Genomic DNA, 23,481 nt, shown 5'->3' with positions numbered 1-23,481 from the left:
ATTAGGCTCAACGCCGGGCGCGCGGCCTGTCAAATTTCGCGCGCAGCGAGGCGACTTCCTGATCGGACAGGAAATCGGCCGGAGCCGGCTTGCCGGAGAGCTTGGCTTTCAGCTCGTTACCCCATTCCAGGATCTCTTCCGGGGTAAGGGTCACCGGGTCGGCGCGCGGGTCCTTGAGCATGGCAAGACGCAGCGCGGTCTTGCGCCGGATCGCGACGGCCTTTGCGGTCTTTGAGTTTGCCAGATTTTCCGGTGTCTCTTCCGGTGTCGCTGCGGGAACAGTGGGAACGCGGCCAAGCTCCGGGAACCCTTCGCGCGCAAGCTCGGCCTGACGCTGCTCGAACCATTCGGGCGGCGCTTCATTACCAGCTGTGCCACTTGTTGAGGCGCAACCGGCCACGCATATGGCAATAACAGCGAACAAGCAGGCCTTGGGCATCAAAATCAGTACTCTTCATTCTTCCAGAAACATTTCTTCCCTAACGAGGTTTGTGTAGGATGGCGAGAGAGGGTGATGAAAAGCACAACCGAGATGAGCAATCCCGAACACCGCACACTGAACGCGATCCTGGCCGATCAATCTCCTGAGCAATTACAGGCGATCGGACAGGCACTTGCGGCGGCGGCGGCTGAATCGCAGGCCCTGCTCAGCGAAGTCATGGCGACCAGTCATCCGGGCGGTGAAACGGCAGGCAAAACCGATCCGTTCAACATTACAGGAGTCTACGGAAAAGTTGGCCAATCCCTGGCCAGCAACCCGCAGGCCCTGTTGAGCGCAAATCTCGATCTGTGGACCGGCTGGGTCAATCTCTGGAAGGATTTCACGCTCGGCCAGATAAGTGAGGCCAAGGACAAGCGCTTTTCCGATCCGGAATGGTCGTCGAACCCTGCGTTCGAGTTCATGCGCAAGGCCTATGAGCTCAACTCGAGCTGGATGATGTCGCTGCTGGATGCGGCGCCAGACCTCTCCCCGTCAGACAAGCGCAAGGCGCAATTCTATACCCGCCAGACCATAGACGCCCTGTCGCCGACCAATTTCTTTGCGACCAACCCGGCAGCCCTCCGTGCCATGCTCAAGACCGGCGGACAGAGCCTTGTTGATGGGCTGCGCAATGCACGCGCGGATATCGCCAAGGGCAATGGCCGACTCTCGATCAGCCAGTCTGACGAGTCGCCTTTCGAGATCGGCAAGAATATCGCGACGGCGCCCGGCAAGGTCGTCTTCCGCAACAAGCTGATCGAGCTGCTCCAGTTCGAGCCGACAACCGAGAAAGTTTATGAGCGCCCGCTGCTCATCTTTCCGCCCTGGATCAACAAATACTACATCATGGATCTGCGCGAGGAGAACTCGCTGATCAGGTGGCTGACGGACAACGGCCTCAGCGTCTTTGTGGTTTCCTGGCGGTCTGCAGACGAGGTGACCAAGGATTACACCTGGGACAATTACATCGAGGAAGGCGTCTTCGACGCGCTGAATGAAGCGCTGGCCATTACCGGCGCTGATAAAGCCAATACGATCGGCTATTGTATCGGTGGATCGCTGCTGACCGGTGCGCTCGGCCATATGGCGAAGACAGGCGACGAGCGGATCGCGTCCTCCACCTTCTTTGCGTCACAGTCTGACTTTTCAGATGCCGGCGACCTTATGGTTTTCACCGATCCTGAGTCCCTCGACAGCATTGATGAGATCATCGACGAGAATAACGGGATCATGCCCGGCGAGATGATGGGCCAGACGTTCAACTGGTTGCGCCCGGTTGATCTTGTCTGGCGGTATGTCGTCGACAATTACATGCTCGGCAAGAAGCCGCGCCCCTTCGACCTGCTCTTCTGGAACGCTGACCAGACGAATATTCCCGGAAATACGCACCGGACTTATCTGAAGAACCTCTACGGCCAGAACCAACTCGCCGAGGGCAATTTCAAGGTGCTGGGCGATACGGTTTCGATGGGGGACATCACGATCCCCGTCACCATTCAGGCCAGCCGCGAAGACCATATCTGTCCCTGGCATTCCATCTATCGCGGCGCGAAGAAATATGGCGGCGAAGTCAACTTCATCCTTGCCGGATCCGGTCATATTGCGGGCGTCATCAATCACCCGAGCGCTGAAAAGTACCAGCACTGGACCAATGAAGGGCTCGCCAAGACACCGGAAGCGTGGCTGTCAGGCTCTGAGGAAACGAAGGGCTCGTGGTGGCCAACCTGGTGGGAATGGCTCGAGCCAAAGGCTGGCGCTCTAAAACCGGCTGTCGCGCTCAAGGATAAGGGCCTCGGCGACGCGCCGGGCGCTTATGTCAAAATGCGCCTTTCGGACATCTCAGAGGGCAAAAAGCCACCTGCTGAGTATTCGACGCCATCAAAGCGCGCTGCTCCGGCTCGAAAGCCAAAACCGGCCCCCAAAAAGGCCGCACCGGCCGCCAAAGCAAAACCAGCGGCAAAACGGTCCCCGTCCACGAGCGCAAAGCCCAAAGCCAGTTCAGCGGCGGCCAAAAGCGCCCCGAAAAAACCGGCCAAGAAGCCTTCAGCTCAAGGGAAAAGCGGCAAGAGCGCGTCCAGCCCCAAGGCCTGATCCCAACCCATCATCAGGTTGAGGTTCTGGATAGCCTGTCCGCTGGAGCCCTTCACCAGATTATCGATCACGGCGATCACGATAACGCGGCCTTTGGCGCGGTCAGGGAAGACCGCTATCCGGCAATCATTCGTGCCGCGCACATGACGCGTATCAGGCGGCGGCGAGCCGAGCGGCAGCACACTGACGAAGGGCTGGCCTTCATAGGCCCTGGAGAGGGCCGCATGTATCTGATCAACGTCGCCGCGCAGGTGGCATGTGACAAGCTCGCCGCGCGTCATCGGGATGAGATGCGGGGTGAACGTCACTTCAATCGATGGGTCATCCGCAGCAAGGCGAAGCTCCTGCTCGATCTCCGGGGCGTGCCGGTGGGTGCCGACGCCATAGGCGTGTACACCTTCGCCAACCTCGCAGAAGAGATTGCCTTCCTTGAGACCCCTGCCCGCGCCTGACGCGCCGGATTTCGCATCGATGATGATGGCCCCAAGATCGATGACGTCAGAGCCGACCAGAGGCAGGAGAACCATAAGGGCCGCTGTTGGGTAGCAGCCGGGGCATGCCACCAGGTCGGCGCCCGCCATACGCTCTGCCGCATGTTCGCTGAGGCCGTAAATGGCATTCGCGGTGCGCTCTGGTGCGATATGTTCGCGGCCATAGGTCTCCGAGTAGAGCCCGGCGTCGCGGAAACGGTAATCCGACGAGAGATCGACGACCTTGATGCGCTCCGGGAGCGTTTCGATCAGATCCTGGCTGGTGCCGTGCGGCAGGCAGCCAAACGCGACATCGACCCCATCCCAGTCGACATCTTCTGCCTTGATGACATCGAGATCGTACTTGCCGCGAAGATGCGGGAAAATGTCTGAAAGTGTCTTGCCGGCCAGCGCGTTGCCGGTGGCGGCCACGGGCACGACATTCGGGTGGTTGCGCAGGAGCCGGACGGTTTCCGCGCCGGTATAACCCGACGCGCCCAGAATGGCGGCTCTTAGAGGTTGATTGGTCATGCTGGCCTCTCTGTCATGAAGACGGACAAAGAAAAAGGGCGCTCCGGTTTCGAAGCGCCCTTTTCGATCATTGATTCTAGTTGCGAACCTAGCGCTTCGAGAACTGGAAGCTACGGCGTGCTTTCGCACGGCCATACTTCTTCCGCTCAACGGTACGCGGGTCACGCGTCATGTAGCCGAACGGCTTCAGAACGGCGCGAAGGCCTGGCTCATAGTTGACCAGAGCGCGAGCAATGCCGTGGCGCACGGCGCCAGCCTGACCGGAGAGGCCAGAACCTTTGACAGTACAGATCACGTCGAACTCAGTGCGACGGTCGGTTTCGACGAGCGGCTGCTCAAGAACCATGCGAAGCACTGGGCGCGCAAAATACTGTTCCTGATCCTTGCCGTTGACAGTGATCTTGCCGGTGCCCGGCTTGATCCAGACGCGGGCCGTTGCCGACTTGCGGCGACCGGTGCCGTAGGCGCGGCCGAGTTCGTCGATCTTCGGCTGAACGGCGACCACTTCTTCAGTAGCAGCATCGCCGCCGGTGGTGACGGTCTTCAGGTCTTCAAGAGAATTGGCGGTATCGGACATATGATCAGTCGTCTCTCAGATTCTTTGTATTCATCGATGCGAAGTCGACGGTTTCAGGCTTCTGCGCTTCATGCGGATGCTCAGACCCGGCATAGACGCGAAGCTTGGAGAATTGCTGGCGGGACAGCGAGCTTTCGCCCGGCATCATCCGCTTTACAGCAAGCTCGATGGCGCGCTCAGGAAAGCGGCCACCAAGGATCTTCTCAGCGGTCGTGCTCTTGATGCCACCAGGATATCCGGTGTGGCGGTAATAGGTCTTGTCACGCAGCTTGTTGCCGGTGAATCGGGCCTTTTCCGCATTGATAACGACGATGTGATCGCCGGTATCGATGTGTGGGGTGAAATCAGCGCGGTGCTTGCCGCGCAGGCGTTTGGCGACATATGAAGCGAGGCGACCGACCACAACATCTGTTGCGTCGATAACGATCCATTTGTTCTCCACGTCAGCAGGTGCGTTATAAGTCTTCATTGCTCCTCGGGAGCCTCTCATTCGGAGTGTTGGAATATGTTCAAGCGCCCGCGTTTAAGCGCGCAGTCCTTCCCTGTCAACGCAGGGATCGCCGGTTTCCTGCTATTCTATGCGGCATCCTGCTCAGGTCCGCAAGAGCCTGCAGAGCAGGGCAGCACGGCCCCGCAAGGCCAGGAAGATGTGGTTAGCGCAGATCCGCTGCCTGCAAATATGCTTCCCGCCGTCTGGTCGACCCGCCAGCTTGATTCGCCTGTCGCCAGCATCGGTATTGCAGGCGGCGCCGGCTCGACCTTTGCAGTCGCCTATGAAGGCGGCGGTGTCCAGATATTCGACTTTGATGGTGAGCGGGTCACAACCGTTGCACCGGACGAGGCCATGGCGCTCGCCGAAGGGCGTTACGCCATGCTCTCGGGCACCCCGGTGACCCTTTTCCCCGGTCTCGATGCCAACGGCAGTCTGAAAGTGTGGATTCATGGGGGCGGTGTTGCCGAGGCAATTCAGTATGATCTTCAGGGTGAGCAGGCCGGAGCCGCAGCCGGGATCTGTGCCGGGCCGCCTGCGAATAGTGACGATGATCTCCATCGCCTTGCCTATTGGACTGAGACCGACCCAGGGACGCTCTATAGTGGGGTGATCCGTCAGAGCGGCGGCGAGCTCGTCTTCGTGACCGAGGCAGAGGAAGATATGGGCGAGCCGATTACGTCCTGCGTCATCACTGGAAATGAGGCGCTGGCGTTCAGCGGCAACGTCGACGGCGCTGCGAGCCTTAGAAGAAATGGCCGCGAGACACTTATCCTTTCAGAAGGAGATGGGCAGCTCAGCCTGCAGCTCGGCGACAATGAACCTGCCCGGTATGAGATTCGCAGAGGCATCAGCGTCGAAGTGCCGGCAATATTCTCAACGTTGGCAGCGACTGGTGACGCGCGCGGCGGCGGCTATCCAGGCGGCGTCATCATCGTTAGCGGCACGATACGCGGCGATGATCACCGCGTGGTCATGATCGACCCCAGCCGCGTTACGATGACGCCAATCGAGGTGCCGTCGGCGACCGAGTAAGCCAGACAAGCCTGATGGACGTGATGAAGACGATCACGCCGAGGGCCTGGTGGACAATCGCAAGCTCCAGCGGGGCGCCGCTGACCAGTGTGTAGATGCCCCAGGCCGCTTGCAGGGTCACAAGCGTTGCGAGCAGCGCAAAGGACTTGGCGGCTGGCTTGCCCCAACTGAGGGCAACGCCAGCCAGCGCCGCGGCCCATAGGACATAGGCGAGGACCCGGTGGTTGAACTGGGTCGCCGCCAACCCCTCAAAGAGGCTCCGCCAGCCAAGGTCCTCACGTATATAAGAAGCGGGCACAAATGCGCCGTCCATCAGAGGCCAGTCGGTATAGGTGCGCCCTGCGTCAAGGCCCGCGACCAGTGCGCCACTTGCCATCTGGACAAAGACCAACCCGGCCAGGACCAGCGCAAAACCCGCGAGAACCGGTTGGCGCTCCATCCGGGTACGACCGCCAAGGTCCATCCAGAGCCAGACCGTATATCCAATGATAATCAGCGCGAGCACGAAATGGGTCATCAGCCGGTATGGGGCCACATCCAGACGGTCTGTCTCACCGATGCCGCTGGACACCATCCACCAGCCGATCGCCCCCTGAAGACCGCCAAGCGCGATCAGGATAATGAGGCGCGTGGTGAGCCCTCGGCCGACCCATTTACGCGCGAGGAACCAGACCAGACCGCCGATGGCGACCAGCCCGATGAGACGGCCGAAAAGACGATGGCCCCATTCCCACCAGTAGATGTATTTGAACTCAGCCAGCGTCATGTTGAAGTTCTGCTGCTGGAACTCCGCCGTCTGCTGATATTTGGCAAACTCCTCGGCCCAGCCTTCCGCGCCAAGCGGCGGCACGCTGCCGCTGATGACATCCCATTCGGTGATTGAAAGCCCGGAATCGGTGAGCCGCGTCATCCCGCCAATGAGGATCATCGCGTAAACCAGCAGTGCGATCAGGATGAGCCAGCGCCTGATCCACTTTTGTCCCGCGTCTGACTTTGCCATGTGTCTCATGACGCCCTATCTGACGCTGCACGGCAGAATCGCAAGTCGCCATGCGGTCGCAGGTACAGCCAGAAAGTCAGGACACACTCATGCGCAAAGTCGTCGCATCCATCGCAATCCTTGCCTTCATCGCGATCTGGGTCGTCCTGATTGGGACGATTGGCAGCCGCATCACCGATCAACCGATCTGGGTGCAGCTGCCATTTTATATTATTGCTGGCGTCGCATGGATCCTGCCGCTCCGGCCCATCCTGCGCTGGATGAACCGGCCTGCGTAAGCAGGATTGGCTAGAGCACAGCGCTTAGCGATTATTATTGTCGTCGTCGCCGGCAAGCTTGCGGGCCTGTTGCCTGAGGCGTTCGAACATCGATGCGGGATCTGTGGCCTCAGCCGCCTGGTCAGGCCGCGAAGGATCGCTTGGGTCTGAGATGCCAGATTCTGGTTCTGCAGTCGTGCTCGACGGTTCCTGCGGGTAAGGCGTTTCCGCCTCCTCCTCGGCGATTTCCGGCGGCAGCGTTTCAGGGATGGCCTGCGCGTCAGAGGCATCTGGCGCCGGCTGAACGTCCGTTTCGACCTCTTCCTCAACGGTCGGAGGCACGACTTCGGGTGTTGGCTGCTGCTCGACCGGGGACGTGCCGATATATGCGTTATCGTCGCCCGCACCGTCGTCTTCTTCGCCAGAAATAACTTCTGGCGGCATTGGATCAGGCGTCACGGCGGCGGCTGCAGGCGCTGTCGACATGGCAGCGGCAGCCTGAGACCCAGACTCTACGGGCGGCTCTGCGATCGTGGAGGTGGTGGCAGCAGCCTGGTCTTCTGGCGCGTGCTGAACTTCGGGCGAAGACATGTGGAGATCCCAGAGGATTGTCTCGCCGCCGACAAGCGTGCGGCCTGGCTCGACGACCGGTGCGCCGGGTGAGCGGGCTGGGACATAGATATCGCACCAGCCGCCAAGACGCCGGGTCGCGACCGTCTTGCCTTTGAGCACGCGGTCCCCTGCATCGGATTTCACCTCGAGGCGCGGTCCCAGACCACCAGTCGCAACCACGAAGCCCGCGCGCATGACATCGCTGCTGAACACCATGGAGAGGCGCTCAAGACCTTCACCTTCGGCTTTCATCGCGGCGAACGCCTTTGGGTCGCCTTCGGTACGGTCGATCCGGTCGATTGCGCCTGCGATCGGTGCGTGAATATTGTTTGCCGCAAGGGGTGACGATGAAATCCGGATGCGAAGAGCCGGGCCCGCCATGCGAAGCGATGCGGGGGCATCGGTCTCGACGACGGAAACCACAACGCCATCGCACGGAGAAACCAGATGATCTTCCGACTGCGGCGTCACGCGTTCTGCTGTCCGTGTGGCAAAAAGGATGATGACGCCTGGAATGAAGGCGACCCAGAAGAGCGGCTCCCAGATCATGGCGAGCAGCACGCCCAGAAGCCAGGCCGCCAGAAACCCAACGACCCCTTCGAGGTCGAACCCGCTGCGGAACCACGGAAAAGTCTTGTGGGAAAGCGAAGTGTCCCTGTCAGCCATATTCAAAAACCTTTCTATTCAGCCGCTGCTGCGAGCCTGTCTCGCGCAACCTGACGCGCCCACATCTGTGCATACTTGCCATCAGAGCGCAAAAGCTCTGCATGCGTTCCGCGCTCGACGATCCTGCCATGCTCCAGAACGACGATCTCATCAGCGTTCTGCACCGTAGAGAGGCGGTGGGCGACCATGAGCGTCGTTCGCCCTTTCGAGGCCTCGTCCAGCGCATCCTGTACGGCGGCTTCTGTCGCACTGTCGAGGGCGGAGGTCGCTTCATCCAGCACCAGGATGGCCGGGTCGGCGAGAATTACGCGGGCGATGCCGACACGCTGTTTCTCGCCGCCAGAGAGTTTCAGGCCACGCTCACCAACTTCGGTGTCCCATCCGTCCGGCAAAGCCTGGATGAAGGGCAGAAGCTGCGCGCGCCGCGCGGCGTCTTCAAGCGCTTCGAGCGAGGCGCCTGGATTGGCATAGGCGATGTTGGCAGCAATCGTATCATTGAAGAGGACCACGTCCTGCGGAACGAGACCAAGCGCGCGTCGCAGCGAGGTCTGCGTGAGGTCCCGCACGTCGGTTCCGTCTACCAGCACAGTGCCGGCGTTCACGTCATAGAAACGAAACAGCAGCTTCAGCAGGGTGGATTTGCCCGCACCAGACGTGCCGACGAAGGCGATCTTCTTGCCGGGCTCAACAGCAAAGCTGACATCCGCCACGCCGACCGTGCGGGCATCATGGGTGAAGCTCACATTGTTGAAGGCGACCGCGCCTTTGGTGTGACCGAGTTCGATCGCACCCGGCTTGTCCTGGACTTCCGGTTTCATCGCCAGAAGGCCGTGAAGCTTTTCCAGATCGACGGCGCCCTGTTTGATCTCCCGCCAGGCCCAGCCGAGAATATTGAGCGGCGCATAAAGGCTGAGCAGGACAAGCATGACAGCCGTCAGGTCGCCGATCTGCATTGTGCCCTGGGTGTAATTCCAGGCTGAGAGGGCGAGCACGGCAAAAAGGCCGAGATTCATGATGAGCGCCTGAACACCGTTCAGCAGGTACATGCTGCGAACGGCCTCGACATAGCGCTTGTTATAGCGGTGCATGGCTGTGTCGTACCGGCTCGTTTCGCGCGCTTCGGCGGCGAAGGCTTTGACGGTTTCGAAATTCGTCAGCGTGTCGATCGAGACAGCCCGTAACTCGGTGTCTGCCTTGTTCATGCGGCGGCGCTGGCGCACCCGCCATTCTGTGATGATGACCGTCGCGATGACATAGAGGACGATGGTGGCAATCGCGATCAGGGCGAGCCTGTAGTCATAGGCCGCGCCAAGGGCGACCGACGCGAGCGCCAGGCGCACGAAGGTTGGGCCGATATTAAAGGCCAGGAAGCGGATCAGATAGTCGATCGCGCTTGCGCCGCGTTCGATGACGCGGTTCAGCGCGCCGGACCGGCGCGTCTGGTGGAAACCGAGGGAAAGCGACTGCGCGTGACCAAAAGCATCGACGCAGGCATGGCGCTGCGCGTCCTGGCTGACCGGGCTGAACAGCGCATCGCGGGCCTGCGGCAAGGCGGCCGCCAGAAACCGCAAGCCGATGGCGAAAGCGATCCAGCCCACGGCGATTATCAGCGGCTGGGCCTCAACGCCTTCCTGCCCGGCGACACGGTTGATCGCGTTGCCCAGCAGTATGGGGGAAATGACTTCAAGAACGGCCGCGCCTAGAGTCAAGATGAGCGCAACGCCCATGACGGGCCGCCATTTCTTCATCTCTGGCCGGGCCAGCAGCTTCAGGATCTTGACGATTGCGCTGGCGAGACCACCATCCGCACTCTCAATCTGGTCCCGGTCGGTATTCGAAGTCGATGCGCCTGTCATGAACGCCATATGGGGCAAAATCTGAGCGACAACAGGGTGAGGCTGGAACGAATCCGCTCACTAGACTAAACGCCGGTGCATTAGCAGGGATGAGACGTGAATGGCTGAGCTGAAATCAATCTGTGTTTATTGCGGGTCGTCGGACGATGTCCGGCCCGCTTACCTGACGCTTGCCCGCAATCTGGGCCGTACACTGGCTGCTCAGGACCTCAAGCTTGTATATGGCGGCGGCGGTGTCGGCCTGATGGGCGCGTGCGCGCGCTCTGCTCATGAGGCGGGCGGCGACGTTCTCGGCGTCATGCCGAAATTCCTGCTGCAGAAGGAGCGCATCTTCGATGAGGTGGAGCACCGCATTGTCGATGACATGCATACGCGCAAGCAGATGATGTTCGACGAGTCAGACGCTTTCATCGTCCTGCCGGGCGGGATCGGCACACTGGAAGAAGCGGTCGAAATGCTGAGCTGGGCGCGTCTTGGCCTGCACGCAAAGCCAATGGCATTTCTGGACGAGGACGGTTTCTGGGCGCCCTTCTTCGAATTGATGAACCACATCATCGACGGCAAGTTCACGCCTGAAAGCTTTCGAAGCGCACTCGTGCATGCGGGCACGCCAGAGGACGCGATTGATGCCCTTCGAGACCGGATCGTCAAACTCTCCGACTAGTTCTGGGTGTCCTAAAGGGCGAAAGCCCGCCGTCTCAAGGTTCAGTCCCTAGACAGGCGCCGTGCAGCAGCTTCGCGGCCGATGAGCGGGAACAGGACAGACATATCCGGCCCGTGCTCCTGACCGGTCAGCGCCTTACGAAGCGGCATGAAAAGCGATTTGCCTTTACGGCCGGTCGCTTGTTTCAGATCGCCGGTCCAGGCCTTCCAGCTCTCGCCGGTGAGCTCGCCGTTCGGCAAAAGCGTCTTTGCCTCGGCGATGAAGTCTGCATCTTCATCGTCAATGATAGGTTCGATCCGACCATAGGCGATGTCGGCAAAGGGCTTTACATCATGGACAGTCTCGCAGTTTTCGCGAACGGCGAGCCAGAACGGCTCGTTCGCGGCATCTGGCGAGATCTTTTCGAGGTCTTCGCGAACCGCATCGAATGGCAGGTCATGCACCAGAACCGCATTCAGGCTAAGGAGGTCTTTCTCATCGAACTTGGCAGGCGCGCGGCCGATTTTGCCGAAGTCGAACTCGCTTGCGAGCGTGGCGAGGTCCTCACGGACCTCGATATTGTCGCTGGTGCCAAGCTTGGCGAGCAGTGACAGGATTGCCATTGGCAGGATGCCGCGCTGCTCCAGCGTATCCATGCTGAGCGAGCCGAGGCGTTTGGAGAAGGCACCGCCCTCGGCATCAACCAGAAGCGGTGTGTGGGCCATGTCCGGTGCCTCGCCGCCAAGGGCCTTGAAGATTTCGATCTGCGCGCCGGAATTGGTGACGTGGTCTTCGCCGCGAACGACATGAGTGATCTTCGCGTCGATATCGTCGACGACGGATGGCAGCGTGTAGAGGTAGGAGCCGTCCTCGCGGATCAGGACCGGGTCGGAGACGCTGGACGTGTCTATGCCCTGCGGGCCGCGGACCAGATCGGTCCACTCAACCCGGTTACCTGACAGCTTGAAACGCCAGTGGGCTTTGCGGCCTTCGGCCTCCAGTTTTGCCTTGTCCTCATCAGTGAGGCTGAGCGCCGATCTGTCATAGACGGGCGGGCGGCCGCGCGAGAGGGCAATCTTGCGCTTGCGATCGAGCTCATCAGCGGTCTCATAGCAGGCATAGAGAAGGCCCATGCCGCGCAGCCTGTCTGCAGCTGCATCATACTTCTCGAACCGCGCCGACTGATTGAAGGTGTCATCAAAGACAAGGCCGAGCCAGGTCAGGTCTGCCTTGATCTGATCTTCATAGTCCTGCGTCGAGCGCTCCGTGTCTGTGTCATCGACACGCAGGATGAATTTGCCGCCCTGCCCTTTGGCAAACAGCCAGTTGATGAGAGCCGTGCGGACATTGCCGACATGGAGCTTGCCAGTAGGCGAAGGCGCGAAACGGACGACGGGTGCGGTCATCAATCATCCCTGAAACGGTTGGTAATCGGATAGCGACGGTCGCGGCCGAAATTCTTGCCGCCGACTTTGACGCCGGGCGGCGCTTGCCTACGCTTGTACTCGGCAATGTACAAGAGATGCTCGATACGTCTTACAGTCGCCTCATCGTGGCCACGCGCCAGGATATCGTCGATATCTGCTTCATCATCGACGAGCCCGCGCAGGATGTCATCGAGGTCATCATAGGATGGCAGCGAGTCCTCATCCTTCTGGTCTTCGCGCAGTTCTGCAGATGGCGGCTTGGTGATGATCCGCTCGGGGATAACCTCACCGGACGGTCCAAGCGCCCCTTCTGGCAGGTTCACATTGCGCCAGCGCGAGAGCTCAAAGACCTCGGTTTTGTAGAAATCCTTCAGCGCATTGTAGCCGCCGCACATGTCGCCATAGAGCGTCGCATACCCGACCGCCATTTCCGACTTGTTGCCCGTCGTGACGACCATGTGACCGAACTTGTTCGATAGCGCCATCAGCGTCAGGCCGCGAAGGCGCGACTGAATGTTTTCTTCGGTCGTGTCGCTTTCCTTGCCGGAGAAAAGCTCTCCCAGCATCTCATCCATGGCGCCAACGCCCGGCGCGATGTTGATGATATCGTAGCGCACGCCGAGAGCCTCGGCGCAGCGCTTGGCGTCCTCAAGGCTGTTGGATGAGGTGTATTTCGACGGCATCATGACGCACCAGACCCGGTCAGGCCCCAGGGCATCGACCGCGATCGCTGCGGTCAGTGCACTGTCGATCCCGCCAGACATGCCGAGTACGACACCTGGAAACCTGTTCTTGTTCACATAGTCGCCGAGCGCCAGCGTCGCGGCCCGGTACTCCATATGCCAGCCATCAGGGTCGAGCTCACATCCACCATCAGGCAGGCTCAGTTTTCTGGCCTTAAGGTCGAACTCGACCGTTGCTGTGCCGGTGTCGAACTGGCCGACGAGGCCGCAACGTTCAGCGTGCACCGTATTGGTCGCGTATGACGCGCCATCAAAGATAAGCTCATCCTGACCGCCGACCTGGTTCACGAAGAGATATGGAAGCCCAAGCCGGCTCCACCGGTCGAAGGCCTCGGCACGTTCCGTGTGGATGCTGCGGCGCCAGGGCGAGCCATTGGGGATGACCAGCAGTTCTGCGCCCGCTGCCTTGGCGGCATTCGGGACGCGGTCGAACCAGACATCCTCACAAATGGCGAGACCGATTTTGACGCCCTTCACCTCAACGATGCAAGCTGGCGACGCGCCGCGATCAAAGAGGCGCTGCTCATCAAAGACGCCGTAATTGGGCAGTTCCTGCTTGTCGTAGCGCGCTTCGACCTTGCCGTTCCGGCAGAACACAACCGAATTGAAAAGGTTGGACCCTTTCTGCCAGGGCGAGCCGATCACGAAGGGTGGCAACTCGCTCGATGAGCTTGCGAGCGATTGCGCGGCCTGCATGCTAAGCTCGACCGCACTTGGCTTCAGGACGAGGTCTTCCGGCGGATATCCAAGCAGGAACATCTCGCTGAAGACAACGAGGTCTGCGCCCTTCTGGCCGCCCTCTTCGAGCACTTCACGCGCAAGCTTGGCATTGCCGTTGATGTCACCAACAACGGGGTTCAGCTGGGCAACCAGTATTTTGAGCACGTCAGTCATGGCGCTCACTTAAGACGAGTTGTCAGCGCTGCAAAGTCGCAAGCAGCGCATCGCAGACGCGGTGGATCTGATCTTCCGACAGGTAGGGGTGCATTGGCAGGCTGAGGACCTCCCTTGAGGCACGCTCACATTCGGGCAGACCGCCCGGCGGGGCGAACTGTTCGAAGGCCGGCATCTGGTGAATAGGCGTGTCGTAATAGATCGCCGTCGGCACGCCTTTTTCCTGAAGCGAGGCCCGGACACCATCACGATCAGGTACGCGGACGGTGTAGAGGCCATAGGCAGACTCTTCGTTCGCGCCGACGACCTGGCCGTCCACCTTGCCGGTTAGTCGCTCATTATAGATGGACGCCGCCTGAATACGGCGCTGGCGTTCTTCTTCGAAGATGCCGAGCTTTTCGGAGACGACCGCGCACTGGATCGAATCGCAGCGGCCATTGATGCCGACTCGAATGGATTCCTTGCGATTGTCGCCCGTCCCGTGCCAGCGGATGGACCGCAGGAGGTCGCCGACCTCCTTGTCACGCACCATGATCGCGCCGCCATCGCCATACCCGCCAAGCGTCTTGGTTGGGTAGAAGCTGGTCGCGCTGATCTCTGCAAGCGTACCGATCCATTGATTGCCCTGGCGTCCGCCAAAGGCCTGCGCGGCGTCAGCGACAATCCGCAGCCCGTGTGCATCGGCGACGCTCTCAAGCGCGGCGTAGTCGGCAGGTAGGCCGTAGAGGTCGACGGGCATGATCGCCCGCGCGCGAAGATTGCGGTTGCCTTTCACCATCTGGATTTTCCGCTCAAGGTCGGCGGCGTCCATGTTGAAGGTCGCCGGGTCGATATCGACGAGGACGGGGGTCGCGCCCGCAAGGAGCACCGCATTCGCTGTCGCATTATAGGTGAAGCCGGGGATGAAGACGGCGTCGCCATGGCCATAGCCAAGTGCGATCAGCGGCATGACGAGCGCCTGCGTGCCCGAGCCAACGACAACAGCGTCTGCAGCGCCCGTGAACTCACAGAGTTTCTGCTCACACTCATCGACTTCAGGCCCGCCAATATAGCGGCCATGATCGAGGATGGTGGTCCAGCGCGTCTCAAGCGCGCCGCGGATGGAAGCCTGCTGGGCCTTCAGGTCAAAGAACTGGATCGGCGCGTCGCCCGGTAGATGTGCAAGTTTCTCAGCAGCGGCCATGTGTCAGGCTCCGGTTGTTTTCATTATTGAATTTTCAAGGGCTTCTGCCACGCGGACAGCTTCGGCTGCTTCGCGGCCGGGCACAAGCACGGGGCCTTTGCCGAGGCAGGCGGCAAAGAACGCATGGTCTGCCGCGCCGAGCGGATCGGGAAGGCTTTCTGAGACGTCGGCCTTTATCTCGAACGGTGTGGTGTTGCGCACCGCACGTGTCAGGAAATCGATTTCGATCTCACCGCTTTTGAAGGCGAGACGCATGGACCGGCGGCGCTCATCTGCGGCGCGGCTTGAGGAGACCATTGCCCGTCCGCCATCTGCGAAGACGAGATCGGCGCGTGCCTGGTCGATGCGCCCTGAATGGATGATGGCGCCCTGCCCTGCGATCGAGGACGCCGCGCCTTGCAGGCAGGCGACCATGTCGAGGTCGTGGATCATCAGGTCGAAGATCACTGAGACATCGCCTGCACGCCCCGTGGGCGCCGGCGGGCTCTCGCGATAAGCCTCAATTTCTAGAGGTGTCTCTGGAAGGTCGAACAGGCCCATCTCTTTCAGGACCAGTCTTTCCTGATGGCCAACCTGAAGCACGCGGTCTGATTTGTCAGCCAGCTCTGCAAGCGCCATCGCCTCTTCGCCGGTGAGGGCGAGCGGCTTTTCCACGAGGACATGACAGCCTGCCGAAAGCGCGGCTTTGACGGTCTCTGCATGATAGATGGCCGGACAGGCAATGATTACGGCATCGGCAGCGCTGAGCGTATCGGCCTGCGACGCGAACGCTTTCACGCCGTGCTTATCAGCGAGATCACGCGCACGCGCAGCGTCCGGGTCAAAGACACCGATAAAGATCGCAGATTGCGCCTCGGCGATCTTCCCGGCGTGGTAACCGCCAAAGACACCCGCGCCGATAAGAGCAGTTTTAAGGGACATACATTCGCTCCAACTTGGCAGCCCCTTCGCATTCGCGCGGTACCGCATGCAAGCTGGCGCCTCATATCTTGGGGTCAAAGAGTCTTGCGGATTCTTTCTGACACGCCTTCACAGCGCCCGGTGGCTGACCCATGTTGCAGGCCGATACCTATCAGAAACATGAGGAAGCGCGATATGTCAGATCTTAAAGGTACAGGCTGGGCCCTGGCGAAACGTCCTGTGGGCATGCCGAAGATGGACGACTTCAAGAAAGTCGACATCACCGCCCAGGCGCCCGGCAATGGAGAGATCCAGGTCACCAATAGCTGGATGTCGGTCGACCCTTATATGCGCGGCCGGATGTATGATCGCGAGAGCTATGTGCCGCCTTTCCAGATTGGCGAAGTGCTGACCGGCAGCGCGGTTGGCCGGGTCACGGCTTCGGCGCACCCTGACTATTCAGAAGGCGATCTGATCGTCTCCATGGGCGGCTGGCGTGATGTCTGGACCGGCAAGCCAGAAGAGATGATGGTCAACAAGGTGCCGCAGACCGGGCTGCCTGATTCGGCGCTGCTGGGTGTTGCCGGGATGCCGGGTCTCACGGCCTATGCAGGCATTCTCCGGGTCGCTGATCTGAAGGAAGGCGATACGGTGTTTGTGTCGGGTGCCGCGGGCGCTGTTGGCTCGACGGTTGTGCAGATCGCGAAGATCAAGAACTGCACGGTCATCGGTTCGGCTGGCGGCGAAGAAAAGTGTAAGCTCGTCAAGGATCTAGGCGCCGATCATGTCATTGATTACAAGGCGCACAGCGACTATGACGGCCTGCTCGGCGCGCTTCGCAAAGCGGCCCCGAAAGGCATCGATGTCTACTTCGACAATGTCGGCGGCGATCACCTTCAGGCAGCCATCGAATGCGCTCGCCCTATGGCGAGATTCGCGATCTGCGGCATGATCAGCCAGTACAATGCAACCGAGCCTCAGCCCGGCCCGGCCAACATCATTCAGGTCGTGGGCAAACAGCTTACACTCAAGGGCTTTATCGTCTCGACCTACGCAGATATGCAGCCGCAATTCCTCAAGGATATGGCCGCCTGGATCAAGAATGGCGACCTGAAGTTCGAGGAAACAGTCATGGAAGGTATCGAGACGGCGCCGGAGGCGTTTCTTGGCCTGTTCCAGGGTCGCAATACCGGTAAGATGCTCGTCAAACTCGCCTGAGCATACCCGGCTGGAGGTAAGTTATGGCGCGTCTCTTCGACGCCTACATCATCGTCGACTGGAGCGCGGCAAGCAAACCGGCCCAGGGCGCCAATTCTGTCTGGATTGGCGCCTTGGCGCGGGATGCCCGCCTGAAATTCCAGTTTCAATCGGCAAATCCGTCGACGCGGAAATCTGCGCGTGAGCTGATACAGGGCCTCGCCGAACGCTTCGTACGCCGCGGCGACAAAGTGCTGATCGGCTTTGATTTCAGCCTTGGTTATCCGGCCGGCACAGCCGCGCTCGCCGGCCTCGCGCAGGACCGTCCTGCCTGGCAGGCGATGCACGAATATCTGGCCACGAAGATCAAGGAAAAAGCCGACAATTCAAACACCCGTTTCGCTGTCGCCGCCAGCCTCAACTACGCCATGACCAAAGGACCGCTTCCTTTCTGGGGGGCACCGGCCCGCGACCGGCTGACGACCCTTACTGCAACGAAGGGCAACTTCGACGACATTCCGCTCGATGAGTATAGAACCGTCGAGCGCTTTGTACGTGCGAACTATAAGGCAAAGCCAAAATCCGGTTGGCAGCTTTATGGCGCTGGGTCTGTGGGCAGCCAGTCCCTTCTCGGGATACCAGCCGTTTACGGCCTCAGGCAGTCGCTGCCCAATAGTCGGATATGGCCTTTCGAAACCGGCTTTGCACCTATGGATGCCGAAGCGCTCGATGGCACCGATATTGTGTTTGCAGAAGTCTACCCATCTCTCATTGAGGCGAAGCCTCGTGCCGGAGAAGTTCTGGACCAGGCGCAGGTCGAGGCCCTCGCCCGTCACTATTACAGTCTCGACGAGGCGGGACGTCTTGGCAGACTGTTCGGACCGCCTGAGGGCCTCTCAGGTGAAGAAATTGCGCAAATTGCGGTGGAAGAGGGATGGATTCTGCTGAAATAGCCCGCCGTTATTGGGTTTTCAGCATATCCACCCCATTCGAATCGTGTAGAAAACTATCACGGCACAGAATCGCCGTTAACAAAGAGGAGTGCCCAATGAATAAGGGTGAACTTACAAAAGCCGTCGCAGAATCTGCTGGCATGTCACAAGCAGACGCCGGCAAAGCGGTGGACGCTGTCTTCGATACCATTTCAGGCGCAGTGAAAGACCGTAAGCAGGTCGCTATCGCTGGCTTTGGTACTTTCCACGCCAAAACCCGTGGCGCGCGCGAAGGCCGTAACCCGGCCACCGGCGAGACGATCCAGATTGCAGAAAAGACATCAGGCGCTTTCAAGCCTGCGTCGGCTCTGAAAGACATCTAGGTCTGCCTACAAAGCAGACTGCCGAGAGCGGCGCGTTGGCTTCAGCCGGCGCGCCGCTTTTCGTTCTAGCAGCAGCGTTTGCAGGATGCCGGCGAATATAGATGCGATCAGCACGCCGTACATCATGCCGATTGCCCCCTGACCCTGCACCAGCCCCAAGTACCAGGTCGCCGGGATCATGATCAGGAAGTAGGATCCGACGTGGATGAAGGTTGGCGGCCAGATCACGTTCTGGGCGCGCAACGCCATCGAAGCGACATTCTGCAATCCGTCGAAGACAATCACAAATGCGGTGAACCCGATCACCGGGATGAGTTCAGGCCGGATCGCGATGTCCGCCACTTCCGCGTCAGACCTCACCAGAAGTGAGGCCAGCGGCGACTGAAACAGCCAGACCAGAACACCCAGCACCACACCGACAATGCCACACGCGATGACGCCCAGACGTGAGGCATCCCGAACCTGGTCTGCATTCTTGCGGCCATAGGCTTCGGCCACGCGAACGCTTGTCGCGGTGCCAAGGCCGAGAAAGGCCATGAAGCAGAAGCCGATGACATGGACGGCCATACCGTAGATCGTTGTCGCTGCGGTGCTGATCCAGGTTGCCACCACAAAGGTGAAATTGAACCCGCCCCATTCCGCGACGTTCGATACGGCCATGCCGTACCCGACCGAGAACTGCCGCCTGTTCTCATCCGGGGGCCCTTCTGGCGAGGCTTTGAAGGCAGGTGTAAACCGGGCCACGGCGACCAGAAACAGGATCACTAGGAACCAGCGTGTTCCGGTGGTCGCGATGGCGACGCCATCCGCGCCCATTTTTGGCATGCCCCACCAGCCGGCAACGACCGCCAGATCGATGATGAGGTTCACTAGCACGCCAAAATACATGATGCCGGTCACAACCAGTGGCCGACGCAGCGCCTCAAGATATGAGCCTGCCACATGGGTCAGCATGTGACCGATCAGGCCGAGCGCGAGAATCCTGGAAACCGAAGCCGTGCCGGACGCAACAGCCTCCTCAAAGCCCAGCGCGCGAAACATAGGACCGACGAGCAGGATGATACAGCCGGTCAGGAGCACGCCGAACCAGAGCGAGAATTTGATGCCGCGCCTGAAGATCCGGCCGGTTTCAGCGCCCCGGCCTACGCCTGCAAGTTCAGCCGTGAGGACCGATACGCCTAACAGTAGCCCCATGGTGAGACCGAGCGAGACGCCAATCGGCAGCCACGAATTCAGGACATAAGGAAGTTCTGACGGAGCGTTCTGGCCGAGAACGATCACATCCGTCAGACCCATAAGCATCATTGCCGCGCGCGAAACCGCGATCGGACCCGATAGCCTCAACAGATCTGCAATATCAGATGGCCGCGCCCAGGCGGGCCAGACCCGCCTGCGATACACAGCGATATCCCCCTAAAGTCAGCTCGCCTGGCGAGCTTCGGCGTTGACCGCCTCTTTCATGAGCTGGAGCTTCTCTGCGATCAGGAAGGCAAGTTCAAGCGCTTGTTCGCCATTCAGACGAGGATCACAATGAGTGTGGTAACGCGATGACAGGTCGGCTTCCGAGATCGCCTGTGCCCCGCCAATACACTCCGTGACGTCCTGGCCGGTCATCTCGAAATGTACGCCGCCCGGATAGCAGCCCTCGCTAGAGACGATATCGATGAACTGGCTGACCTCTGACAGGATGCGGTCGACCGGGCGGGTCTTGAAACCGCTCTCGGTCTTGAGCGTGTTGCCGTGCATCGGGTCACACGACCAGATGACATTGCGACCGCTTTTCTTGACGGCCCGCACCAGTGGCGGCAGGCCTTCTTTCACGCCCTCCGACCCAAAGCGCGTAATCAGCGTGATCCGGCCAGGCTCATCGTTCGGGTTCAGGGTTTCAATGAGCCGCAGAAGCTCCTCGGTTTCGAGGCCCGGGCCACACTTGATGCCAAGCGGATTGTGCACGCCCTTGCAAAACTCGACATGCGCATGATCGATCTGGCGCGTGCGATGGCCGATCCAAAGCATGTGCGCCGAGGTGTCGTACCAGTCGCCCGATGTGGAATCGACGCGGGTCATCGCTTCCTCGAAGCCAAGGAGCAATGCCTCGTGCGAGGTGTAGACGTCGACCTGCGCCATCTGCGGCACTGTCTGCGAGCTGACGCCGCACGCTTCCATGAAGGAGAGCGCGTCGGTGATGCGTTCAGCCAGCGCCTTGTAGCGTTCGCCCTGAGGCGAGCGATCAACAAAACCGAGCATCCAGCGATGGACGTTGGCGAGGTCGGCATAACCACCATGCGAGAAGGCGCGAACGAGGTTCAGGGTCGACGCTGACTGGGAATAGCTCTGAATGAGGCGTTCCGGATTAGGAAGGCGCGCTTCTTCAGTGAAGTCCATACCGTTGATGTTGTCGCCGCGATAGGATGGCAGCGTCACGCCATCGATGGTCTCGAGCGGCGAGGAGCGCGGCTTGCCGAACTGGCCTGCCAGACGGCCGACCTTCACAACGGGTTTGGAGGCGGCAAAGGTCAGCACAACCGCCATCTGAAGCATGACCCGCAGCGTATCGCGGATGTTGTCGGCGCTGAATTCCTTGAAGCTCTCGGCGCAATCGCCGCCCTGAAGCAGAAAGGCTTCGCCAGCCGATACGGTCGCGAGTTGTTGCTTCAGACGGCGCACTTCGCCCGCAAACACCAGCGGCGGAAACGCCTTCAGGCGGCTCTCTACGTCTGCAAGAGCTTTTGCGTCCGGATAATCGTCCGGAATGTGGTTGGCGGGCTTTGCCCTCCAGCTGTTTGGCGTCCAGGTCATGTTCTTCTCTCCAGAGCGGGGCGTCTTACCCGCCTGCTATCGGATGGGCAAGTTTTACCACACACCAATCATCTGCATCCAGTTCGTTGCTGTCATAAGCGAAAAGCGCGCTCGCAAGGGCAAATTCTACTGTGTTTTTGCCGGCGCGTTCTAGGCAGGTTCGGTGTCCGGCACCCATTTCTGGCGAAGGGTGACAATTTCCTCCGCAATCGTCGGGTGGACGGCGCAGGTCGCGTCGAACTGTGCCTTCGTGGCGCCCATCTTCACGGCAACGCCAATCATCTGGATCATCTCACCGGCGTCAGGGCTGACGATATGCACGCCAACGACGCGATCATCGTCCGCGTTCACGACCAGCTTGATCATGACCCGCTCGGGATCATCAAGCAGCATCGTCTTCATTGGCCGGAACCGCGTCTTGTAAATATCGACGTTCTTGAAGGCCTTGCGCGCTTCTGCCTCGCTCATACCCACAGTGCCGACCTCAGGCTGTGTGAAAACGGCAGAGGCGACATTGTCGTGCTCAAAACTCCAAACCTTGTCATTGTAGATGGTGTCGGCAAAGGCGTGACCTTCGCGAATGGCAACAGGTGTGAGCTGGATCCGGTCGGTTACGTCGCCAACCGCAAAGATGTTCGGCACGCTGGTGCGGGACGCGTCGTCCACGATGATGGAGCCGTTTTCAGCAAGCTTCACACCAGCTGCATCACATCCGAGGCCATCTGTTGCCGCACGGCGGCCGACAGCCATCAGGATCTTGTCGGCGTTGAGCTCCATTCCATTGCTGAGCTTGACGCAATAGGGGCACGCTTCGCCTTCGACTTCCTGGATTTCCTCGAACACGGCCGAGGTAATGACCCGGATGCCTGCTTCCTTGAGCCCCTCGTGGACGGCAGTTCGCACGTCCCAGTCGAAGCCATTGAGGACGGTATCGCCGCGATAGACAAGACAGGTCTCAACGCCGAGACCTGCAAAGATGTGTGCGAATTCGCAGGCGATGTACCCTCCGCCCGCGATGACGATGTGCTTGGGCAGCTCATCAAGCTGGAACACTTCGTTCGACGACATGGTGTGCTCGACGCCAGGTAGCTCCTCAGGCGATGGCCGCCAGGGCGTTCCACCGGTTGCGATCAGGACCTTGTCGACGCTGAAGGTTTTTCCGCTTTCCTTGAGGACGACCGTATTGGCGTCAGAAAGCTCAGCGCGCTCCTCGAAAACATCGACGCCAGCATTGGCAAGGTTGCGAAGATAGATACCCGAGAGCCGGTCGACCTCAGCGTGCATATTCGACATGAAACGCTCGAAATCGAAACCGTCGCTCTCGATCTTCCACCCATAGTCGCGCGCTTCCTGGAGCTTGCGGCCATAATCGCTGGCGTAGACCATGAACTTCTTCGGGACGCAGCCCCGGATAACGCAAGTCCCGCCAATGCGGTATTCCTCTGCAATCGCAACGCGGGCGCCGGACTGCGCGGCAATCCTGGCCGCCCTGACACCGCCCGAACCTGCTCCGATCACGAACAGGTCATAGTCGTATCCAGCATCAGCCATAGAGTTCATCCTTCAAATATCATCGGGTCTGCGTGCCTAGGTGGCTGCGCGGCGATCAATATTCAAATATTGAAGCACCATCGTCGCTGCCGATGATGACCGTTCGGGCCAGTCCGATGAACAGACCATGCTCGACGACGCCCGGTATGGCCGACAGAAGCTGGGCCGCATAGGGCGCATCGGGAATGACCGAACAGGCGCAATCGAGAATGAAGTTGCCGCCATCGGTGACCAGCGGCTTGTTCCCGCTTCCCTTGCGAACGTCTATTCTCGGCCGCGAAACACCGGATGTGCGAAGCGCGTCAAAGACTTTTTTCGCGGTGATGGTGAACCCAAACGGCGTCACCTCGACGGGCAACGGAAAAGAGCCAAGCACATCGACCTGTTTCGATGGATCCGCGATCACGACCATGAGATCGCTTGCATTGGCGATAATTTTTTCACGCAGCAACGCCGCGCCGCCGCCTTTGATAAGCTGGGCTTGCTCATCAAGCTCATCAGCGCCATCAACCGTCAGGTGAATACGGTCAACCTGTTCGACGGGAACCAGAGAAATGCCTAGCGATTCAGCAAGACGGCGCGTTTCTTCGCTTGTCGGGACGCAGCGGACCATTAAGCCGTCCGCGACCTCATCGGCCAGCGCCTCGACGAAGAACTTCGCCGTCGATCCCGTACCAAGACCGAGCGTCATGCCGTCCTCGACAAATTCCAGCGCGGCCGTCGCAGCGTTCTCTTTTTCGCGTTCAAATGCCACTTTTATACT

Annotated in this window: 22 protein-coding genes; 7 read left to right on the top strand and 15 right to left on the bottom strand. The window is 60.0% G+C overall.

Annotated elements, in window-relative coordinates:
* Window positions 1-7: 7 nt before the first annotated feature.
* Complete coding sequence (locus tag F550_RS0103470; protein WP_018147141.1) at window positions 8-439, bottom strand: hypothetical protein; 432 nt, start codon at window positions 437-439, stop codon at window positions 8-10.
* Between the two features lie 75 nt (window positions 440-514).
* Between F550_RS0103470 and phaC the strand changes: the two genes are divergently transcribed.
* The gene (gene phaC / locus F550_RS16755; protein WP_018147140.1) at window positions 515-2,572 is read left to right on the top strand and encodes a class I poly(R)-hydroxyalkanoic acid synthase; all 2,058 of its coding nucleotides are present in this window, start codon (window positions 515-517) and stop codon (window positions 2,570-2,572) included.
* Here phaC and argC read toward each other — a convergent pair.
* The 3 genes from argC to rplM form a co-directional block, all read right to left on the bottom strand.
* Window positions 2,530-3,573 (bottom strand): N-acetyl-gamma-glutamyl-phosphate reductase, encoded by a 1,044-nt coding sequence (argC, locus tag F550_RS0103460; RefSeq protein WP_018147139.1) that lies wholly within the window; start codon window positions 3,571-3,573, stop codon window positions 2,530-2,532. The two genes, phaC and argC, sit on opposite strands and share 43 nt — an antisense overlap.
* A gap of 88 nt (window positions 3,574-3,661) precedes the next feature.
* A complete protein-coding gene (rpsI, locus tag F550_RS0103455; protein ID WP_018147138.1) occupies window positions 3,662-4,150 on the bottom strand; it encodes a 30S ribosomal protein S9 in 489 nt (162 codons plus the stop codon).
* Window positions 4,151-4,154: 4 nt separating this feature from the next.
* Window positions 4,155-4,619 carry a 50S ribosomal protein L13 gene (rplM, locus tag F550_RS0103450; protein WP_018147137.1) on the bottom strand — a complete coding sequence of 155 codons (465 nt, stop codon included), beginning with the start codon at window positions 4,617-4,619 and terminating at the stop codon, window positions 4,155-4,157.
* Between the two features lie 36 nt (window positions 4,620-4,655).
* On the opposite strand from rplM, the gene F550_RS0103445 reads away from it, so the two are divergent.
* Window positions 4,656-5,675, top strand: coding sequence for a hypothetical protein (locus F550_RS0103445; RefSeq protein ID WP_018147136.1), 1,020 nt, complete (start codon window positions 4,656-4,658; stop codon window positions 5,673-5,675).
* Here the strand turns inward: F550_RS0103445 and F550_RS0103440 are convergent.
* Entirely contained in the window at window positions 5,635-6,684 is a 1,050-nt protein-coding gene (locus F550_RS0103440; protein WP_156807809.1) for a COX15/CtaA family protein, read from the bottom strand. The two genes, F550_RS0103445 and F550_RS0103440, sit on opposite strands and share 41 nt — an antisense overlap.
* Before the next feature lie 80 nt (window positions 6,685-6,764).
* Between F550_RS0103440 and F550_RS0103435 the strand changes: the two genes are divergently transcribed.
* On the top strand, window positions 6,765-6,953 hold the full coding sequence (locus F550_RS0103435) for a DUF2842 domain-containing protein (protein ID WP_026180538.1): 189 nt from the start codon (window positions 6,765-6,767) through the stop codon (window positions 6,951-6,953).
* A gap of 24 nt (window positions 6,954-6,977) precedes the next feature.
* Here F550_RS0103435 and F550_RS0103430 read toward each other — a convergent pair whose 3' ends face one another.
* Entirely contained in the window at window positions 6,978-8,210 is a 1,233-nt protein-coding gene (locus F550_RS0103430; RefSeq protein ID WP_018147133.1) for a phosphatidylserine decarboxylase, read from the bottom strand.
* 14 nt (window positions 8,211-8,224) lie between these two features.
* Window positions 8,225-10,075, bottom strand: a complete 1,851-nt coding sequence (locus F550_RS0103425) for an ABCB family ABC transporter ATP-binding protein/permease (protein WP_018147132.1) — start codon at window positions 10,073-10,075, stop codon at window positions 8,225-8,227.
* 91 nt (window positions 10,076-10,166) lie between these two features.
* Here F550_RS0103425 and F550_RS0103420 point away from each other — a divergent pair, with 91 nt between their 5' ends.
* On the top strand, window positions 10,167-10,730 hold the full coding sequence (locus tag F550_RS0103420) for an LOG family protein (RefSeq protein ID WP_018147131.1): 564 nt from the start codon (window positions 10,167-10,169) through the stop codon (window positions 10,728-10,730).
* Window positions 10,731-10,771: 41 nt separating this feature from the next.
* Here the strand turns inward: F550_RS0103420 and gltX are convergent, their stop codons facing one another.
* The 4 genes from gltX to F550_RS0103400 are packed head-to-tail and all read right to left on the bottom strand — an operon-like array spanning window position 10,772 to window position 15,877.
* The gene (gene gltX, locus F550_RS0103415; RefSeq protein WP_018147130.1) at window positions 10,772-12,115 is read right to left on the bottom strand and encodes a glutamate--tRNA ligase; all 1,344 of its coding nucleotides are present in this window, start codon (window positions 12,113-12,115) and stop codon (window positions 10,772-10,774) included.
* Window positions 12,115-13,773, bottom strand: a complete 1,659-nt coding sequence (locus F550_RS0103410) for an NAD+ synthase (RefSeq protein WP_018147129.1) — start codon at window positions 13,771-13,773, stop codon at window positions 12,115-12,117. The genes gltX and F550_RS0103410 overlap by 1 nt, the downstream gene beginning before the upstream one ends.
* Window positions 13,774-13,795: 22 nt before the next feature.
* On the bottom strand, window positions 13,796-14,956 hold the full coding sequence (locus F550_RS0103405; protein ID WP_018147128.1) for a DegT/DnrJ/EryC1/StrS family aminotransferase: 1,161 nt from the start codon (window positions 14,954-14,956) through the stop codon (window positions 13,796-13,798).
* A gap of 3 nt (window positions 14,957-14,959) precedes the next feature.
* Window positions 14,960-15,877 carry a Gfo/Idh/MocA family protein gene (locus tag F550_RS0103400; RefSeq protein WP_018147127.1) on the bottom strand — a complete coding sequence of 306 codons (918 nt, stop codon included), beginning with the start codon at window positions 15,875-15,877 and terminating at the stop codon, window positions 14,960-14,962.
* Window positions 15,878-16,051: 174 nt separating this feature from the next.
* Here F550_RS0103400 and F550_RS0103395 point away from each other — a divergent pair, with 174 nt between their 5' ends.
* The 3 genes from F550_RS0103395 to F550_RS0103385 all read left to right on the top strand — a co-directional run bounded on the left by F550_RS0103395 (window position 16,052) and on the right by F550_RS0103385 (window position 18,368).
* Window positions 16,052-17,074 carry an NADP-dependent oxidoreductase gene (locus F550_RS0103395; RefSeq protein WP_026180537.1) on the top strand — a complete coding sequence of 341 codons (1,023 nt, stop codon included), beginning with the start codon at window positions 16,052-16,054 and terminating at the stop codon, window positions 17,072-17,074.
* A 23-nt stretch (window positions 17,075-17,097) separates the two neighbouring features.
* Window positions 17,098-18,006 (top strand): hypothetical protein, encoded by a 909-nt coding sequence (locus F550_RS0103390; protein ID WP_018147125.1) that lies wholly within the window; start codon window positions 17,098-17,100, stop codon window positions 18,004-18,006.
* A gap of 95 nt (window positions 18,007-18,101) precedes the next feature.
* Entirely contained in the window at window positions 18,102-18,368 is a 267-nt protein-coding gene (locus F550_RS0103385) for an HU family DNA-binding protein (protein ID WP_018147124.1), read from the top strand.
* A 6-nt stretch (window positions 18,369-18,374) separates the two neighbouring features.
* On the opposite strand, the gene F550_RS16750 is transcribed toward F550_RS0103385, so the two are convergent.
* From F550_RS16750 to rpiA, 4 genes are all read right to left on the bottom strand, one after another.
* The gene (locus tag F550_RS16750; RefSeq protein WP_233348983.1) at window positions 18,375-19,712 is read right to left on the bottom strand and encodes an MATE family efflux transporter; all 1,338 of its coding nucleotides are present in this window, start codon (window positions 19,710-19,712) and stop codon (window positions 18,375-18,377) included.
* A gap of 75 nt (window positions 19,713-19,787) precedes the next feature.
* Window positions 19,788-21,167: a class II 3-deoxy-7-phosphoheptulonate synthase gene (locus tag F550_RS0103375; RefSeq protein WP_018147122.1), complete on the bottom strand. Its 1,380-nt coding sequence runs from the start codon at window positions 21,165-21,167 to the stop codon at window positions 19,788-19,790.
* Between the two features lie 150 nt (window positions 21,168-21,317).
* Window positions 21,318-22,718 carry a glutathione-disulfide reductase gene (gene gor, locus F550_RS0103365; protein WP_018147120.1) on the bottom strand — a complete coding sequence of 467 codons (1,401 nt, stop codon included), beginning with the start codon at window positions 22,716-22,718 and terminating at the stop codon, window positions 21,318-21,320.
* Window positions 22,719-22,773: 55 nt separating this feature from the next.
* The gene (gene rpiA, locus F550_RS0103360) at window positions 22,774-23,472 is read right to left on the bottom strand and encodes a ribose-5-phosphate isomerase RpiA (protein WP_018147119.1); all 699 of its coding nucleotides are present in this window, start codon (window positions 23,470-23,472) and stop codon (window positions 22,774-22,776) included.
* Between the last annotated feature and the right edge of the window lie 9 nt (window positions 23,473-23,481).

The sequence above is a fragment of the Henriciella marina DSM 19595 genome (assembly GCF_000376805.1).
Taxonomy (GTDB): domain Bacteria; phylum Pseudomonadota; class Alphaproteobacteria; order Caulobacterales; family Hyphomonadaceae; genus Henriciella; species Henriciella marina.
The sequence above is the reverse complement of the archived record's forward strand: the minus strand, read 5'-3'. Positions and strand labels throughout refer to the sequence as shown.

Coding starts and splice junctions, on each gene's coding strand:
- F550_RS0103470 (WP_018147141.1), bottom strand. CDS start 439: ATGCCCAAGGCCTGCTTGTTCGCTGTTATTGCCATATGCGTGGCCGGT.
- phaC (WP_018147140.1), top strand. CDS start 515: ATGAAAAGCACAACCGAGATGAGCAATCCCGAACACCGCACACTGAAC.
- argC (WP_018147139.1), bottom strand. CDS start 3,573: ATGACCAATCAACCTCTAAGAGCCGCCATTCTGGGCGCGTCGGGTTAT.
- rpsI (WP_018147138.1), bottom strand. CDS start 4,150: ATGTCCGATACCGCCAATTCTCTTGAAGACCTGAAGACCGTCACCACC.
- rplM (WP_018147137.1), bottom strand. CDS start 4,619: ATGAAGACTTATAACGCACCTGCTGACGTGGAGAACAAATGGATCGTT.
- F550_RS0103445 (WP_018147136.1), top strand. CDS start 4,656: ATGTTCAAGCGCCCGCGTTTAAGCGCGCAGTCCTTCCCTGTCAACGCA.
- F550_RS0103440 (WP_156807809.1), bottom strand. CDS start 6,684: ATGAGACACATGGCAAAGTCAGACGCGGGACAAAAGTGGATCAGGCGC.
- F550_RS0103435 (WP_026180538.1), top strand. CDS start 6,765: ATGCGCAAAGTCGTCGCATCCATCGCAATCCTTGCCTTCATCGCGATC.
- F550_RS0103430 (WP_018147133.1), bottom strand. CDS start 8,210: ATGGCTGACAGGGACACTTCGCTTTCCCACAAGACTTTTCCGTGGTTC.
- F550_RS0103425 (WP_018147132.1), bottom strand. CDS start 10,075: ATGGCGTTCATGACAGGCGCATCGACTTCGAATACCGACCGGGACCAG.
- F550_RS0103420 (WP_018147131.1), top strand. CDS start 10,167: ATGGCTGAGCTGAAATCAATCTGTGTTTATTGCGGGTCGTCGGACGAT.
- gltX (WP_018147130.1), bottom strand. CDS start 12,115: ATGACCGCACCCGTCGTCCGTTTCGCGCCTTCGCCTACTGGCAAGCTC.
- F550_RS0103410 (WP_018147129.1), bottom strand. CDS start 13,773: ATGACTGACGTGCTCAAAATACTGGTTGCCCAGCTGAACCCCGTTGTT.
- F550_RS0103405 (WP_018147128.1), bottom strand. CDS start 14,956: ATGGCCGCTGCTGAGAAACTTGCACATCTACCGGGCGACGCGCCGATC.
- F550_RS0103400 (WP_018147127.1), bottom strand. CDS start 15,877: ATGTCCCTTAAAACTGCTCTTATCGGCGCGGGTGTCTTTGGCGGTTAC.
- F550_RS0103395 (WP_026180537.1), top strand. CDS start 16,052: ATGTCAGATCTTAAAGGTACAGGCTGGGCCCTGGCGAAACGTCCTGTG.
- F550_RS0103390 (WP_018147125.1), top strand. CDS start 17,098: ATGGCGCGTCTCTTCGACGCCTACATCATCGTCGACTGGAGCGCGGCA.
- F550_RS0103385 (WP_018147124.1), top strand. CDS start 18,102: ATGAATAAGGGTGAACTTACAAAAGCCGTCGCAGAATCTGCTGGCATG.
- F550_RS0103375 (WP_018147122.1), bottom strand. CDS start 21,167: ATGACCTGGACGCCAAACAGCTGGAGGGCAAAGCCCGCCAACCACATT.
- gor (WP_018147120.1), bottom strand. CDS start 22,718: ATGGCTGATGCTGGATACGACTATGACCTGTTCGTGATCGGAGCAGGT.